The 14,854-nt window shown below is 68.1% G+C and carries 9 protein-coding genes; 4 read left to right on the plus strand and 5 right to left on the minus strand.

Annotated features, from left to right (window positions below):
* The first annotated feature begins 38 nt into the window (after window positions 1–38).
* A complete protein-coding gene (locus tag ROY82_10780) occupies window positions 39–731 on the plus strand; it encodes a DUF6483 family protein (GenBank protein ID MDT3682942.1) in 693 nt (230 codons plus the stop codon).
* A gap of 13 nt (window positions 732–744) precedes the next feature.
* Here the strand turns inward: ROY82_10780 and ROY82_10785 are convergent, their stop codons facing one another.
* The 3 genes from ROY82_10785 to ROY82_10795 form a co-directional block, all read right to left on the minus strand.
* Window positions 745–2,049, minus strand: coding sequence for a hemolysin family protein (locus ROY82_10785; protein MDT3682943.1), 1,305 nt, complete (start codon window positions 2,047–2,049; stop codon window positions 745–747).
* Between the two features lie 81 nt (window positions 2,050–2,130).
* Window positions 2,131–3,723 (minus strand): MATE family efflux transporter, encoded by a 1,593-nt coding sequence (locus tag ROY82_10790; GenBank protein ID MDT3682944.1) that lies wholly within the window; start codon window positions 3,721–3,723, stop codon window positions 2,131–2,133.
* A 62-nt stretch (window positions 3,724–3,785) separates the two neighbouring features.
* On the minus strand, window positions 3,786–6,965 hold the full coding sequence (locus ROY82_10795) for a hypothetical protein (protein ID MDT3682945.1): 3,180 nt from the start codon (window positions 6,963–6,965) through the stop codon (window positions 3,786–3,788).
* Between the two features lie 432 nt (window positions 6,966–7,397).
* Here ROY82_10795 and ROY82_10800 point away from each other — a divergent pair, with 432 nt between their 5' ends.
* Genes ROY82_10800 through ROY82_10810 form a run of 3 tightly spaced genes read left to right on the plus strand, consistent with a single transcriptional unit; the run spans window position 7,398 to window position 10,615 of the window.
* On the plus strand, window positions 7,398–8,474 hold the full coding sequence (locus ROY82_10800; GenBank protein ID MDT3682946.1) for an ABC transporter substrate-binding protein: 1,077 nt from the start codon (window positions 7,398–7,400) through the stop codon (window positions 8,472–8,474).
* Window positions 8,475–8,484: 10 nt separating this feature from the next.
* Window positions 8,485–9,366, plus strand: coding sequence for a proline/glycine betaine ABC transporter permease (locus ROY82_10805; protein MDT3682947.1), 882 nt, complete (start codon window positions 8,485–8,487; stop codon window positions 9,364–9,366).
* 1 nt (window position 9,367) lies between these two features.
* A complete protein-coding gene (locus ROY82_10810) occupies window positions 9,368–10,615 on the plus strand; it encodes a glycine betaine/L-proline ABC transporter ATP-binding protein (GenBank protein ID MDT3682948.1) in 1,248 nt (415 codons plus the stop codon).
* A gap of 23 nt (window positions 10,616–10,638) precedes the next feature.
* Here the strand turns inward: ROY82_10810 and ROY82_10815 are convergent, their stop codons facing one another.
* Together ROY82_10815 and ppdK are read right to left on the minus strand one after the other, a co-directional pair.
* Window positions 10,639–11,904, minus strand: a complete 1,266-nt coding sequence (locus tag ROY82_10815) for a mechanosensitive ion channel family protein (protein ID MDT3682949.1) — start codon at window positions 11,902–11,904, stop codon at window positions 10,639–10,641.
* 123 nt (window positions 11,905–12,027) lie between these two features.
* Window positions 12,028–14,817, minus strand: a complete 2,790-nt coding sequence (gene ppdK, locus ROY82_10820) for a pyruvate, phosphate dikinase (GenBank protein ID MDT3682950.1) — start codon at window positions 14,815–14,817, stop codon at window positions 12,028–12,030.
* Window positions 14,818–14,854 lie beyond the last annotated feature (37 nt).

A 14,854-nucleotide genomic window follows, 5' to 3' on the forward strand; every position in this document is an offset into this window, starting at 1 on the left:
CGCGGCCCCTGCCCGGCGCATGTAATAGCCTGGGTGGCGTGCCGATCCGCGACGAACTCATCGAGCGCACCATCCAGCAACTCGCGGCGCTCATGGCCAAGCTGCTGCTCGCCCGTTCGAGCACCCTCGAGGCCGCGCGCCTCGACCTGGGCGCGGCGGAGCGGGAGCTCGAGGGCCTCTACCTCGCCAACCTGGGCACCAGTCGGAGCCTGGTGGGGCGGCTCGGGGTGGAGGACCTCATCGGGGTGCTGGGAACCGCCGGCTACGTCGACGGCGAACGCGCCTACCTGCTCGGCGCCCTCCTGAGCGTGGACGCGGAGGTCGCGCTGGTCGCGGGCGCCGCCGAGGACGACGCCGAGGTCCTGCGCCTGCGCAACGCGGCCCTGGCGATGCTGCTGGAGGCCGGCGCGGTCAGCCTGGGCGAGCCCGACCTCGACCGCCGCGTGCAGAACCTGCTAAGCGAGGTGCCCGAGGAATTGAGGCCCGACTCCACTTTCGAGCGCCTCTTCCGCTACGAGTTCACGAGCGGCCGCTTCGCGCGGGCCGAGGATGCCCTGTTCGCCTGGCTGGACCGCTCGGAGCGCGCGGAGGACCGGCTGGAGGTCGCCGCCACGGCCGGGGCGTTCTACGACGCTCTGGAGAGCAAGTCGGCCGAGGAGCTGGAACTAGGTGACTTCGAGCAAGGCGACGTTGCGCTAGGGCGGGCCGATTTCGCCGCCAGGTTCAACTAGCCCCTGGCGCACGTCATTCCCACTCGGGTTCCTCCGCCGCCACGCGCTTGACGTCCACCCAGCCGACGCGCAGCCCCTCCATCGCCTCGATCACCAGTTGGTAGCCCTGCCACGACGTCTCGTCGCCGGCCTGAGGCACGCGTCCCAACCTGTCCGCCATCAACCCACCCAGCGTCTGGTAGCCCGCGCCCTCGGGCACCACGTCCTCCTCCAACCCCAGCAGGTCCACGAAGTCGTCGACATGCATGGAACCCTGCACGCGCCAGGCGCCCTCGCCCAGGGGCACCACCTCGGGGGGGTCGTCCTCGCCGGGCGGCATGATGTCGCCGACCAGTTCTTCGAGGATGTCGGAGAGGGTCACCAGACCCTCGACGCCACCGTATTCGTCGAGCACCACCGCGATGTGCGTCCGCGAATCGCGGAACTTGTTGAGCAGGCTGAGGATCGGCAGGGTCTCGGGCACCAGCAGTGGCTTGTGCAAAGCGGCACGAAGGTCGAAGCTGCCGATGTCGAGCTTGGCGGCGAGCAGGTCGCGGATGACCACGAAGCCGACCACGCGGTCGAGCTCCCCCTCGCACACGAGGTAACGCCCGTGGGGCTCCGTCCTGATCTGCTCCAGGACTTCCTCCGGCGTGGCGCTAACGTCGAACCAAGACACGTCGTGCCTGGGCGTCATGATGGCGTTCACCTTTCGCTCCCCCAGCCAGAAAGCGTTCTCGATGATCTCCTGCTCGGCCGGCTCTATGACGCCCGCGCGCAACCCCTGGGCGATCACCATGTCGATGTCCGCCTCGCTGATGTCGTCCGCCTCGCCCTGCTTCACGCCCATAAGGGCGAGCAGCGCGTTGGTGGACGCCCCGAGGAAACTCACGAGGGGCTTGCCTATCACCGAGAGCGCGAGCATGAGGCCGCCTATGGCCATCGCGACCCGCTCCGGGTCGTTGAGGCCTATCCGCTTCGGGACGAGCTCACCTACCACCAGCGAGACGTAGGTGATGAGCACGACCACGAAGCCGAAGGCGAGAGGGTCGGCGATACCCTCGAGGAAAGGCACCCGCTCGAGAACCCTCGCGAGGGGCCCGGACAGCGTGGCGCCACCGAACGCGCCCGAGAAGACGCCCACGAGCGTGATGCCGATCTGGGTGGTGGAAAGGAACGTGTTCGGGTGCTCGGCAAGGGTCAGCGCCCGCTTGGCCGCGGGCACGCCGGCTTCCGCCTTCTGCCGCAACCTCAGCTTGTTGGCCGACACGACGGCGATTTCGGCCATGGCGAAGACGCCGTTGAGGACGATGAGCAGCAGGATGATGAGCGCACTCATGCTTGCGCAACTATAAGCACAGGCGACCCGGCGTCACGGGCGAGGCCTCTCATCGCCGGCCGTCGGCCCCGCGCCCCGAGCTCACGTTTCATGCCTCGCCACCTCGAACCCGTTGGGCCCGAAGCGCACACGGACGTCGAGACCGGTAGTCTCGTAATGGACGCCTACCTCGTCGACCTCCTCTATCACGCCGTCGATGGCCATGAGCGGGGTGCGCACCTCCTCGAGGTAGCGACGACGCACTTCCAGAGGCTGGTCGCGCAAGTGTTCGCGCCACAGGGTCGTCTGCCTGATGGCTACGCGCAACCAGCCGCGGCCGCTCCAGCGCCAGAAGGTGATGCCGGCCTGCAGCGCCGTTCCGGCCGCCAGCGCCCACCACACGCCGGCCGGGCCCATCCCCAAACGCAACGCGAGCAAGTAGGCCAGCGGCACCGACACCAACCAGCGTCCGATGAGCGTGGCGTACAGGCCCGGCAGGGTGTCCCCTGCCCCGCGCAGAGCCCCGTTGGCGACCATGGCTATCGCCAGCAGCGGCTGAGACAGGCCCACGATGCGCAAGTAGGCGACGCCCGCGCTCATCACCACGCCCTCGGCCGTGGGCTCGAAGAAGCGCACCAGAGCGGGCGCGAACCAGATGACCGGCACCGCTAATAGAGTCAGCAACACGACGCCGAACCCCATGGCCACGTTGCCGCGGAGACGGGCGTCCTTCGTTTGCCAGGCCCCGAGGGAGCTCCCGACCATGGCGGTCGAGGCCAGGCCGATCGCCAGGCCGGGCGTCTGGATGAGCCGGGTCACCTGCGTGCCGATGGCCAGCGCGGCCGCCCCCAGGGCCCCTGCGGAAGTGGAGGTGAGGATGCGCAGCACGAACAGTTGCGTGAGGTTGCGGGCCACGCCCTGTGCTCCCGAGGGCACGCCGATGGCCAGGATCTGCCGCATCAGGCGCCAATCGGGACGGTACGAGCCCGCTCGCAGTTTGATCACGTTGCGCCCGGAGTAGAGCAGCCATACGCCCACGACGCTCGCCGCCAGGCGCGAGAGGATGGTCGACAGGGCGGCGCCCGCGACGCCCAGGCTGGGTATCGGACCGAAGCCGAAGATCAACAGAATGGCGAGGAGGACGTTGAGGACGTTGACGCCCGCGGTCAGGTAAAGCGGGGTGATGACGTCGCCTGCGCCCTGCATCACCTTGTTCACCACGAAGTTGACGGCGAGGAAGGTGCCGCCGATGAAGAGGATGCGCAAGTAACCTACGCTCAGGTCGATGACGTGGCCGCCCTCGCCGCTGTTCAAGAAGACCAGCAGCGGCCGGGAGATCCACCAGCCGATCACGGCGAGGGCGACGCCGAACATCAGGGCGAAGAGGAGCGATTGGCGGACCACGCGGCTGACGCGCTCGGGGTCGCGGGCGCCGCGCGCCTGGGCCACGAGGACCATGGAGCCCGTGGTGATGCTCATGAGACCAACCAGCATGAGCATCCTCAAGACCTGGCTCATGCCCACGGCGGCTACCTCGATGGGGCCCAGGCGGCCCACCAGGAAGACGTCCGCCACGTTCACCAACGTCTGCAGCAGGTTGGTGAAGATGATCGGGACCGACATGGTCCAGACCTCACCGAGGACGGGCAGGAGGCGACGGGCGCGGCTCTGGGTTGGGGGCTCGTCGCTACTCACGAGTGCTCAGCCTAGCGCCCCCAGCGTGGCAACGCCGGGCGCTCTCGGGCATGGCCCGGCGCTCAGGCCGTTTCGGACGGCCGCGTGGACCCGCGGGCCGCGACCAAGCGGTCCGCCAGTTGTCGCGCCAGCTCCAATACCGCGTCCGGCGCAAGCGGAACGGCCCTTCGCCGCGCATGGTCGTCTGCCGGCCACGCCACACCCTGAACAGCGCTCGGGCCCATGAGCTGCGTAGCGCGCCGACGTGTGCGGTACTCGGCCGCGGGGTGGGTCGCCGCAAGCGCCAGTAGCGCCTCCCCGGCGACTGCCGGCGCAACGGCGTAGGCGATCACGAACGCGTCGAAGGCAAGGGGCACGAAGGCGAACTCCGTGATGACCCGCAACGCCGCGAGCAGCTCATCGCCGGCGGCCCGCGGTAGCGCCGCCACCCCGGCGCTCAACAGGTGCGAGAGCGCATAGTCGTACTCGACGTAGCGCGGCGCCTCGGGTTTCACCGCGTGGCGGGCGAGGAGCGTCTGCCGGAAGCGCTCCGCCTCCCTCGCATCGCCGTCATATAACGCGATCCACGCCAACAGCTCGCAGCCGTCGCGCTCGTCGAGTGAGTCAGCGGCCTCGGCCCGCGCAAGCTCGACGTCCCCGCGCGCGTAGTGCAGCTGTGCCAGAAGGAACTGCTTCGTTCGGCGACCACCGCGGACGGAGGATTCGTCGGACGATTCCCGCCCTTCGAACAGTAGCGACACCGCGGCCAGGTGCCGCTCGGCACCGGCGAGGTCGCCGAGCTGCACGAGGTTGAAACCCGCGTACGTGTGCAGCTTCGCCAGGTGGTACTTGCGGCCGACCTCGTCGCGCTCGAGGGCTATGGCCTCGGCGGTCAGCTCGTATGCGCGAGCGTAATCCCCGTAGGTCGTGCTGACGAAGACGGCGTAGTTGCGCAGCACCGCCGCCAGGTGGGCGGCGTTGCCGCTCCGCCTGCACGCCGCGATGGCCTCGACCTGTAGGCGTTCGTGCTCCGCGCGGTCGGCGGCCAACAGACCCAGGTTCGAGAGGCAGCCGCCCAACTGTTGCGCGCTACCGTGCCGTTCCAGGAGCGGCAGGGCCTCGAGCCAGAAGCCGCGGGCGCTCTCCAGGTCCAGCTGGTTGAAGTGGACGGTCCCCAGGTCCATCAGTATCCGCGCCGCGTCGCCCTCGTCTTCGTGCTTGCGCGCGAGCACCAGAGCGCGCTCGTAAAGTGGCAACGCCTCCGCGGCGCCGGTGCCGGCCAGAACGCGTGCTTGCGCGAACAGGATGCGGCCCCCCAGGAGCGACTCGGGGTCGACGGTCGGCCACGCGGCGTCCATCAGGCTTGCCAGGGCGCCTGAGCGCTCGCGCATCACCATGTAGTCCTTGAGCATCGGAACCATCCGCTCGAGCACGTCGTGCCGCCGCGTCTCGACCGCCCACACCCAGGCCGCGCGCAGGTTCGCGAAGTCACGATCCAACTCCTCGAACGCCGCCCGCTGCCCGACCTGCATGTAGAACGGGCGCTTCGACTCCAGAAGCCGGCAGAAGAACTCGGCGTGCCGGGCCCGGACCTGTTCGGCCGCGGGCAGACTTATCAACTTCTCGCCCGCGTACTGCTTGACGAGCGGGTGCAGGTCGTAACGAGGTCCTTCGCGGCGCAACAGCGAGCGGTCGAGCAATGCGCTGAGTAGCCGCATGTCCATGCCCAGGACGAAGCTAGCGGCCTTGCGCGTGAAGCCACCCTGGAACACCGAACTGCCGGCCAGCCCCAGGCGCGCCACCTCGTCCAACAAGCCCCACGAACGCTCGAAGACCGCCCGCATGCTCTCGTGCTGTTCGGGTACGTCCGGCTGCGTGGCGATCAGCGTGTCGAGATCGGCTTCGAGTTCGCGCTCCAGCTCCGCTAGCGGGATCACTCGCGCCAGCGCGGCCGCCAGCTCGATCCCGAGCGGAACACCGTCCAACAAACGGCAAACGCCCAGCACCGCTGCGACGTTGGACTCGTCGAGTCCGAAGCGCGGGTCGAAGCGCCTGGAGGACAGTAGGTAGAGGCTCACGGCGTCATCGCGCGTGCCGCCGGCCAACGCCTCGTCGACGCTCGCAGGCAGCGGCAGACCGCCTAGCGGGTAGAGCGACTCGGCCGCAACGCCCAAGGGTTCACGCGACGTGATCACCAGCTGCGTCTTCGGGCAGGCCTCCAGTAACGCCACCAGTTGCGGCGCGCCGGCCGTGACATGCTCGAAGTTATCCAGTACCAGTAGCGACCGGCCCGCCGCCAGCCGCTCGCGCAGGGCTGAGAGGGGCCCTCCCCCGCCGAGGGGCAGGCCCAAGGCCATAGCGATGCGGCCCAGCACCTCGCCCGGGTCGGCGACCGCCTCGAGCGGCACGTAATAGACGCTGTCGAACACGGCTCTCTCCAGCAGCCGCGCGGCAAGCGCCACGCTCAACCGCGTCTTGCCGATTCCGCCAAGGCCGCTGATCGTCAAGAGGCGCTCGCCGTCCTCCAGCCGCGTCTGCAGATCACGCAACTCCCTCTCGCGCCCAACCAACGGCCGCGCCGTTCGCGGCAGGTTGTGCAGGGCGGGGCGTGGCTCGACACGGCCCCCCACGACCGCCCGTTCGGAGATCGAGACGCCGATCGCCGATGCCTCGCGCCGCAACGCCGCAGCGCGCGGATTGTCGCTACCCACCAACAGCGCGTGCAAACGCGACAGCAGGTCGGCATCGCTATCGACGACGTCGGGCTGCAGCAGCATGGCGCGCTCGGCCAGTCCAGCGGCGGCACGGGAGTCCCCGGCCGCCAGCCTCCCCTCGGCCACCTCGATCAGAGCTCGCTGCGCCTCGGCGGCCAACATCTCGCGTGTGAAGAACAGCCACTCCTCTAGTTCCACGTTGCCATCGTCGATGTCGACGCCTGCCAGGAACGGACCGGCGTAGAGGTCCGCCGCCGCACGCCAATCCCTGGCTGCAGCGGCCTCCCGGAGTAGCACGGCGTCGCACTCGACATTGGCCCATAGCCGCGCCTCGTCGACGCCCACGGCCTCCGGCGCCTCTTGCCGCAACTGCGATAGCGCCACGGATAGGCTCTGCCGCGGGTTCGCCGCGCCCGGCCACAGCAGCTCGGCCAGGTAACGACGGTCCTTCGGCCCTTCCACCGCGAGGAAAGTCAACAGCAACAACGGTTTATGACGACGAAAGCTGACTCCCGGCAGGGCCAAACCCCCCAGAGTTCGGAGCCTCATGACCAAGTATAGGAAGTATGCGGCGTACGGGCCAGGCGTAGAGGCCACACAGCGCCCGCCCAGCGCACGTGCGCTGCCTGACCCTTGACGTCTTCAGGCAAGGTCAGGCGCCATGCGGATCCAGGCACCGACACCGCCCCCGGACGCCATGTGCTATACAAGTAACCGACCGCGCCGTCCCGCCAACCGCTTCACCCCCCGGTGGGGCAGCGCCCTTCGCCACGCACCGGCATAGGCCACTTGTTCCACTCTGGCTGCCGTGCGTACCGATCGCTTCGCGGCGACCGCAGGCCCGAATCCGATGACCACGCCAGCGCGGCCCGCCGAAGCCCCCATCAGGGCGAAGCGAGCGAGGCGAGCGCGCTCGGGATCGGCACCTCAAGACGCACGTTCATGCGTGTACCGTCCTTGTCTCGACCGAAAGGAACTCCCATGCTCCACGGCGCAAAGCCGTTCGTTCGCCCGCTCGTCGCGGGTTTGCTGGGCCTCGCCCTGCTACTCGGTGGCTTCGCCACCGCGCAAGAACCCGATTGCGGTGGCTACGACAAGCCCATAGTGTTCGCCGAGCTCGATTGGGACAGCGTGCAGGTCCTGAACCACATCGCACGCTTCGTCCTGGAAGAAGGCTTCGGCTGCGCCACCGACTCCATCCCCGGCTCGACCATCCCCATGTACCGCGGCGCCGCGCGCGGCGACATCGACGTCGTGATGGAAGTCTGGCTGGACAACGTGCCCGATTTCTGGGGTCCTGCCGTCGCCGCCGGTGACGTCGTTCAACTCGACGCGGTCTTCGACGACGCCATCCAGGCCTTCTACGTGCCGCGCTACATGGTCGAGGGAGACGCCGATCGCGGGATCGAGGCCACGGCTCCCGACCTCAAGAGCGTCTACGACCTGCCCCAGTACGCCAGCCTCTTCCGCGATCCCGAGCAGCCGGACAAGGGCCGCTTCTACAACTGCATCATCGGTTGGCGTTGCGAGGAGATCAACAACGTCAAGCTCGAGGTGTACGGCCTGACCGACTACTTCACGAACTTCCTGCCGGGCACGGCGGTTGCGCTCGCCACCTCGATGGAAGGCGCCTACCTGCGTGGCGAACCCTGGGTCGGCTACTACTGGAGCCCGACCTGGGTCTTGGGCAAGCTCGACATGATCCGCCTCGAGGAACCCCCCTACAGCGACGCCTGCTGGGACGTGCTCGAGGCCAACGTCGACACCCCGGAGAAGGCCACCGAGGCGTGCGCCTACCCAGCCTCCACCGCGGTCATCGCCCTGGGCAAGAACTATAAGGACCAGGCCTCGGACGAGATCGTGGCGTTCCTCAACGCCATCGACACCCCCTCCGCGCTCATCAACAAGATCCTCGCTCACATGCAGGAGACGGACGCCTCCCCCGCGGAAGCTGCCATGCACTTCCTCGAGACCGAGAAGGACGTCTGGACCGGTTGGCTCGCCAACGCCGGCCTCGACCCCGTCGTCACGGAGCGCGTACTGGCCGCTCTGAAGTAAGGACGCGACCATGGGTAATCTGCTCTTCGGCAGCTTTCCGGAGGGGTGGCGCATCCCCCTCCGGAAGTGGACGAACACCTTCGTCGACTGGCTGGTCGCCAACTACGGCGACTTCTTCCGCAGCATCACCGACAGCCTGCTCTACGTCCTGGTGCAAGTGGAGCGCTTCCTGAACTGGTTGCCCTGGTGGTCGGTAGTGCTGCTCGTCGGCCTGCTCGTGTGGCACGCCAGCGGCAAGCGCGTGGCGCCTGCCATCGTGCTCGCCGGGTTACTAGCACTCGTAGGCACGTTCGACCTCTGGCCACAGATGGTCACCACGCTAGCGATCATGATCGTGGCGACCACCGCGACAGTGGCGATCGGAATCCCGATTGGCATCGCCATGGCCCGAAGTGATCGCCTCAAGCGCGTGCTCCAGCCCCTACTCGACGGCATGCAAACGATGCCCAGCTTCGTCTACCTCGTGCCGGTCGTGATGTTCTTCGGCCTGGGGAACGTGGCCGCCATCTTCGCCACGTTCGTCTACGCCGTGCCGCCCGTCATCAGGCTCACCGACCTCGGACTGCGCCTCGTCGACGAGGAGGTCGTCGAGGCGGCCGACTCGTTCGGAGCGTCCGAACGGCAGTTGCTCTGGTGGGTGCGCATCCCGCTGGCGGTACCCACCATCATGGCCGGCATCAACCAGACCATCATGATGGCCCTGGCGATGGTCGTGGTGGCGTCGATGATCGGCGCGCGCGGGCTGGGCCAAGAGGTCCTTCGGAGCCTGCAACGCGGCGACGTGGGCCTGGGTCTGGAGGCGGGCCTCGCCATCGTGATCCTGGCCATCGTCATGGACCGCGTGACCGCCGGCTACGGCCGCCGCATGGACAACACGGAACAGGCGGGCTGAGATGGCGTTCCTCGAGATCCGCAACCTGAGCAAGGTCTTCGGGCCAGAACCGGAGACGATCCTCCCACTACTGCAGAACGACGTCACCAAGGAAGAGATCTTAGAGCGCACCGGCCATACGGTCGGGCTGCACGACATCTCCCTCGACATCGAGCGGGGCGAGACCTTCGTGGTCATGGGCCTCTCGGGGAGTGGCAAGTCCACCCTCGTGCGCTGCCTCAACCGGCTAATCGAGCCCACTTCCGGCAGCATCACCCTGGGCGACGTCGAAATCCTGTCGCTCGATAAGAAGGCATTGCGCGACGTCAGACGCCGCCGTTTCGGCATGGTCTTCCAACGCTTCGGCCTGCTGCCTCACCGCACCGTCTTGGAGAACGTCGCCTTCGGGCTACGGGTGAGGAACGTCGGCAAGGAGGAAAGGTGGGCGAAGGCGCGCCACTGGATCGACGCGGTGGGCCTGTCGGGTTACGAGAACGCCCGGCCGCGCGCCCTGTCGGGCGGCATGCAGCAACGCGTGGGGCTGGCCCGGGCGCTATGCACCGACCCCGACGTGCTGCTGATGGACGAGGCGTTCAGCGCCTTGGACCCGCTCATCCGCCGCGAGATGCAAGACGAGCTGATCCGGCTGCAACACGAGCTGAAGAAGACCATCGTCTTCATCACGCACGACCTCGACGAGGCCCTGCGCCTGGGTGACCGCGTGGCCATCCTCAACCACGGTCGCCTCATCCAGGTGGGTACCCCGGCAGGCATCGTCCTCCACCCCGCCGACGACTACGTGCGCGCGTTCGTCGAGCACGTGAACCGCGCACGGGTGCTGCGGGTCAGGCACGTCATGGAGGAGGCGCTCATCGTGTCGCTCGCCCAACGCGGCTCCGACGTCACCGACCTGCTCCTGGCCAGCAACGGCCTGGCCGCCTTCGTGCGCGACGCCCAGGGACGCTACCAAGGGACCGTCTCGTATCACGACGCGGCCGAGAACCCCGACCGCACCGTGGCGGAACTCCTGCGCGAGGAGGCCCTCACCCTGCCGGGCGACACGCTACTGGAGGACGCCATGGAGCCACTCGGCGACAGCCAGCTCCCCGCGGCGGCCGTCGGCAAGGACGGTCAGCTGTTGGGGATGATCAGGCCCCGCACGGCGCTCCTCGCCATGGGCTCGAGCCGCGTCACGGAGGGCTTCGTCACCAGTCCCGCGTCCAAGTCCGGTGTAGCGCCCGCCGACAAGCAGGCGCTGGGAAGTGGCTAGCGCAGGCGCCGCGCCCTAGCGGCTCACTCGCGCGCCGGCGTCAACTCCCTGATGTCGGCCCCGCTCGGCCGCTGGTATACGCGTAGGTCGAACTCGGGCAGGATGGCCATGAGGTGGTCGAACACGTCGGCCTGCACACCCTCGTAAACGTCCCAGCGGACGTCGGCCACGAACACGTAGATCTCGATGGGCACGCCCTCCGGAGTCGCCTCCAACTGGCGCACCAAGAAGGTGAGGTCCTGCGAGATGTCGGGCCTGGAGCGCAGGTAGCGCGTCACGTAGGCGCGGAACGTGCCGATGTTGGTGAGGCGCCGGGAGTTCACCGGGTTCTCGCGTGCGGCCGGGTTGTTGGCTATCCAGGCGTCGATGTCGGCCTTCTTCTCGTCGAAGTACTCCCGCAGTAAAGCGAAGCGCCTAAGGTCGTCGATCTCGGCAGGCGTCAGGAAGCGCACGCTGCTGATGTCGATGCGGAGGCTGCGCTTCATGCGCCGCCCGCCGGCGTCCTGCATGCCGCGCCAGTTCCTGAACGAGTTGTCGAGGAAGTGGTGCGTGGGGACCACGGTGAACGTCTCGTCGAAGTTCTTCACCTTGACGTTGTTCAGGGCGATGTCGACCACGTCACCGTCGGCGTTGAACTGCGGCATCTCGATCCAGTCGCCCACGCGGATCAGGTCGTTGCTCGTGAGTTGGATGCCCGCCACCAACCCGAGCAGGGTGTCGCGGAAGATGAGCAGCAGCACCGCCGACGCGGCGCCCACGCCGCTCAAGATGATCAGCGGCTCGCGGTTGAGCAGGGTGGCCACGATGATTATCCCGGCCATCAGGTAGACGATGAGGGTGACGCCCTGCAAGTAGCCCTTTATCGGCCGCAGGTGAGCGTTGGGGGTCTTGGCGTACACGTCGCCGAAGGCCGTCACGAAAGAGGCGATCGCCTGCGCTATCACCACGATCATCGCGGTGGCTATGAGGCGGCCGAGCAGCGTCTGCATGCCCTCGCCCAGCGCGGGCAGGTACGGCAGGCCCGCCCGGTAGATGATCAGCGGCACCAGGTAGGCCAGGCGGTGGAAGAAGCGGCGGCGCTGGAGCGCGTCGTCCCACGTGATGCGGGTGCGAGCACCGAGGCGGCCGATAGCTACCACCAGCACCTCACGCGTGATCCTGAACGCCAGCCAGCCGAGGATCACCAGGCCGGCGCCGCCGATGAGCGTCGTCAGCCACGGGTGGTTGGCGGCCCAGTCTTGCGCGGCGGTTCCGAACAGGGTGGGGAGGGGCTGGTCGGGGGTGGGCATCGGGGCAGTCTAACGTGTGCGCACGGCTGCTCCCGGAAAGGGCCGACGACCAGCACGGAACGCGCCACCCACGCGAGAAGGTGGGTGGCGCGTCTGTTAGGCCGTCAGCGACGGGCTAGAGGATCAGGCCTTGACGACCCCCTTGTCGTCTGCGGCGGGCTCGGCGCCGTGCGCAGCGCCGTCACCCTTCGCCGCGCCCAGCTGCGGGCCGTACTTCAGTGCCGCGTGTGCCGCCGCCAGGCGAGCGATGGGCACCCGGAAGGGTGAGCAGCTGACGTAGTCGAGTCCGTAGAGGTGGCACAGGTGGATGGACGCCGGGTCGCCCCCGTGCTCGCCGCAGATCCCGACCTCGAGGTCGCTGCGGACGGAGCGGCCGAGCTGGGTGCCGATCTCGATGAGCCTCCCGACGCCGGCCTTGTCGATGGTGGCGAACGGGTTCTCCTCGAGGATGCCGTGTTCGAGGTAGTACATCAGGAAGCTCTTCTCCGCGTCGTCGCGCGAGATGCCGAAGGCCGTCTGGGTCAGGTCGTTGGTGCCGTAGCTGAAGAACGCGGCCTCGGCGGCCAGCTCGTCGGCCACGAGGGCGGCGCGCGGAACCTCGATCATGGTCCCGAACCGGTAATCGACGCGCATGCGCTGTTCCGCCATGACGAGCTCGGCTTCCTCCTCGAGCGCCCGCTTCTGGCTGCGCAGTTCGTTCACGTGACTGACGAGCGGGATCATGACCTCCGGGTGCACCTCCACGCCCTCGCGCTTGACGGCGCACGCCGCCTCGAAGATGGCCCGGACCTGCATCTTGGTGAGCTCGGGGATGATGATGCCTAGGCGCACGCCGCGCGTGCCCAGCATGGGGTTCGCCTCGCGCAGCTCGGTCACCCGCGTCAGGTGATCCTGCTTCTGGCGGATGACGCCGAGCGCGGCGTCCATCTCCTCGAGGGTGTGGAAGTGCTGGAGCTGCATCTTGAGCGCCGCCAGGTCGCCGGCGAGGTCGTCGTGCGGCGGCAGGAACTCGTGGAGCGGCGGGTCGATCAGGCGGATGATGACGGGCAGGCCGTTCATGGCCCTGAACAGGCCCTCGAAGTCTTCCCGCTGTAGCGGCAGCAGCGCCGCCAGCGCCTCGGCGCGCACGGTGGGGGTCTTCGCCATGATCATCTTCTGGACGATCGCCAGCCGCTCCGACTGGAAGAACATGTGCTCGGTGCGTACCAGGCCGAGGCCCTCGGCGCCGTAGGCGCGGGCCCGCTCGGCGTCGGCGGGGTAGTCGGCGTTGGCGCGCACGCCCAACGTGCGGATCTCGTCGGCCCAGGAGAGCAGCTTGGTCAGGAACGGATTGTCGATGTCGGGGATGACCGTCGGCAAGGCGCCCAGGTAGACGTCGCCCAGCGTGCCGTCTATCGAGATGACCTCGCCTTCCTTGATGGTGAGGTCGCCGATGTTCATCTCGTGCCTGTCGAGGTCGATGACCAGTGCGGCGACGCCGACGACGGCCGGCTTACCGAACTGCCGCGCTACCAGCGCTGCGTGGCTGGTGCGGCCGCCCGAGCTGGTCAATATGCCGCGCGCGGCGAGCATGCCGTGGACGTCGTCCGGCTTGGTCTCGGGGCGGACCATGATGACGTCGCGCCCCTCCTTGGCCCAGCTCTCGGCGGTGTCGGCATCGAAAGCGATGACGCCCACGGCGGCGCCGGGCGAGACGTTGAGGCCGGCGGCCAGCTTGGGGGTGTCCTTGCGGGCCTTCACCTCGAACTGCGGGTGCAGGAAGTAGTCGACCTGCTCGGGCTTGACGCGCCCGACGGCCTCCTGCTTGTCGATCAGGCCTTCCTCGACCATGTCCACCGCTATGCGGACTTCGGCCTGCGCCGTGCGCTTGCCGTCGCGCGTCTGCAGCACCCAGAGCTTGCCGTGCTCGACTGTGAACTCCATGTCCTGCATGTTGCGGTAGTGGCGCTCGAGGCGTTGGGCGATGGCGTCGAACTCCTCGTACGCGGCCGGCATGATCTCGGCCAGCTCCTCGAGCGGCTGGGTGGCGCGGATACCCGCCACCACGTCCTCGCCCTGGGCGTTCACCAGGAAGTCGCCTTCCAAGTGCTTCTCGCCGGTCGTGGCGTTGCGGCTCATGGCGACGCCCGTGGCGCAATCGTCGCCCATGTTGCCGAACACCATGGCCTGGATGTTCACGGCGGTGCCCAGGTCGTGGCGGATGCCGGCGGCGTTGCGGTAGTCCACGGCGCGCTTGCCGTTCCACGAGCTGAAGACGGCCTCGGTGGCCAGCCGCAGCTGCTCGAGCGGTTCCTCGGGGAAAGGCTCCCCGGTGTAGGTGCGGATCATCTCCTTGAACTTCCGCGTGACTTCCTGCCAGTCGGACGCCTTCAGCTCGGAGTCGACGCTGACGCCGGCCAGCTTGCGCCGGCCGGTGATGACGGCCTCGAAGACCTCGTCCGGCACTCCCAGCACCACGCTGCCGAACATCTGCACGAGGCGCCGGTAGGAGTCGTACACGAAGCGCGGGTCGGCGGTGAGCGCAACGAGGCCGCTGGCCACCTCGTCGTTGAGACCGACGTTGAGGATGGTGTCCATCATCCCGGGCATCGAGAACTTCGCTCCCGAACGGACAGAGATGAGCAGCGGCTTGGCCGGGTCGCCGAAGGTCTGTCCGGTGCGCTCCTCAACCTGCCTCAGCGCGTCCAGTTCCTGCTGCCAAAGGCCTTCCGGGAACTCGTTGCCGGCGGCCAGATAGGCGTTGCAGCCCTCGGTCGAAACGGTGAAGCCCGGAGGGACGGGAACGCCCAAGCGGGTCATGTCGCCGAGGTTCGCCCCCTTGCCGCCCAGCAGGGCTCGTGCGCCGTCCCAGCTGCCGGCCAGGCGTTCCGCCTCGCCGACTTCGGAGAATAGGTAGACCCACTTCTTGGTCATAGCGGTCCCTTCCCGGACGCGGTGAGCGGAGTACTTC

Origin of the sequence: Truepera sp. (assembly GCA_032027045.1) — a bacterium.
GTDB lineage: Bacteria > Deinococcota > Deinococci > Deinococcales > Trueperaceae > JAAYYF01.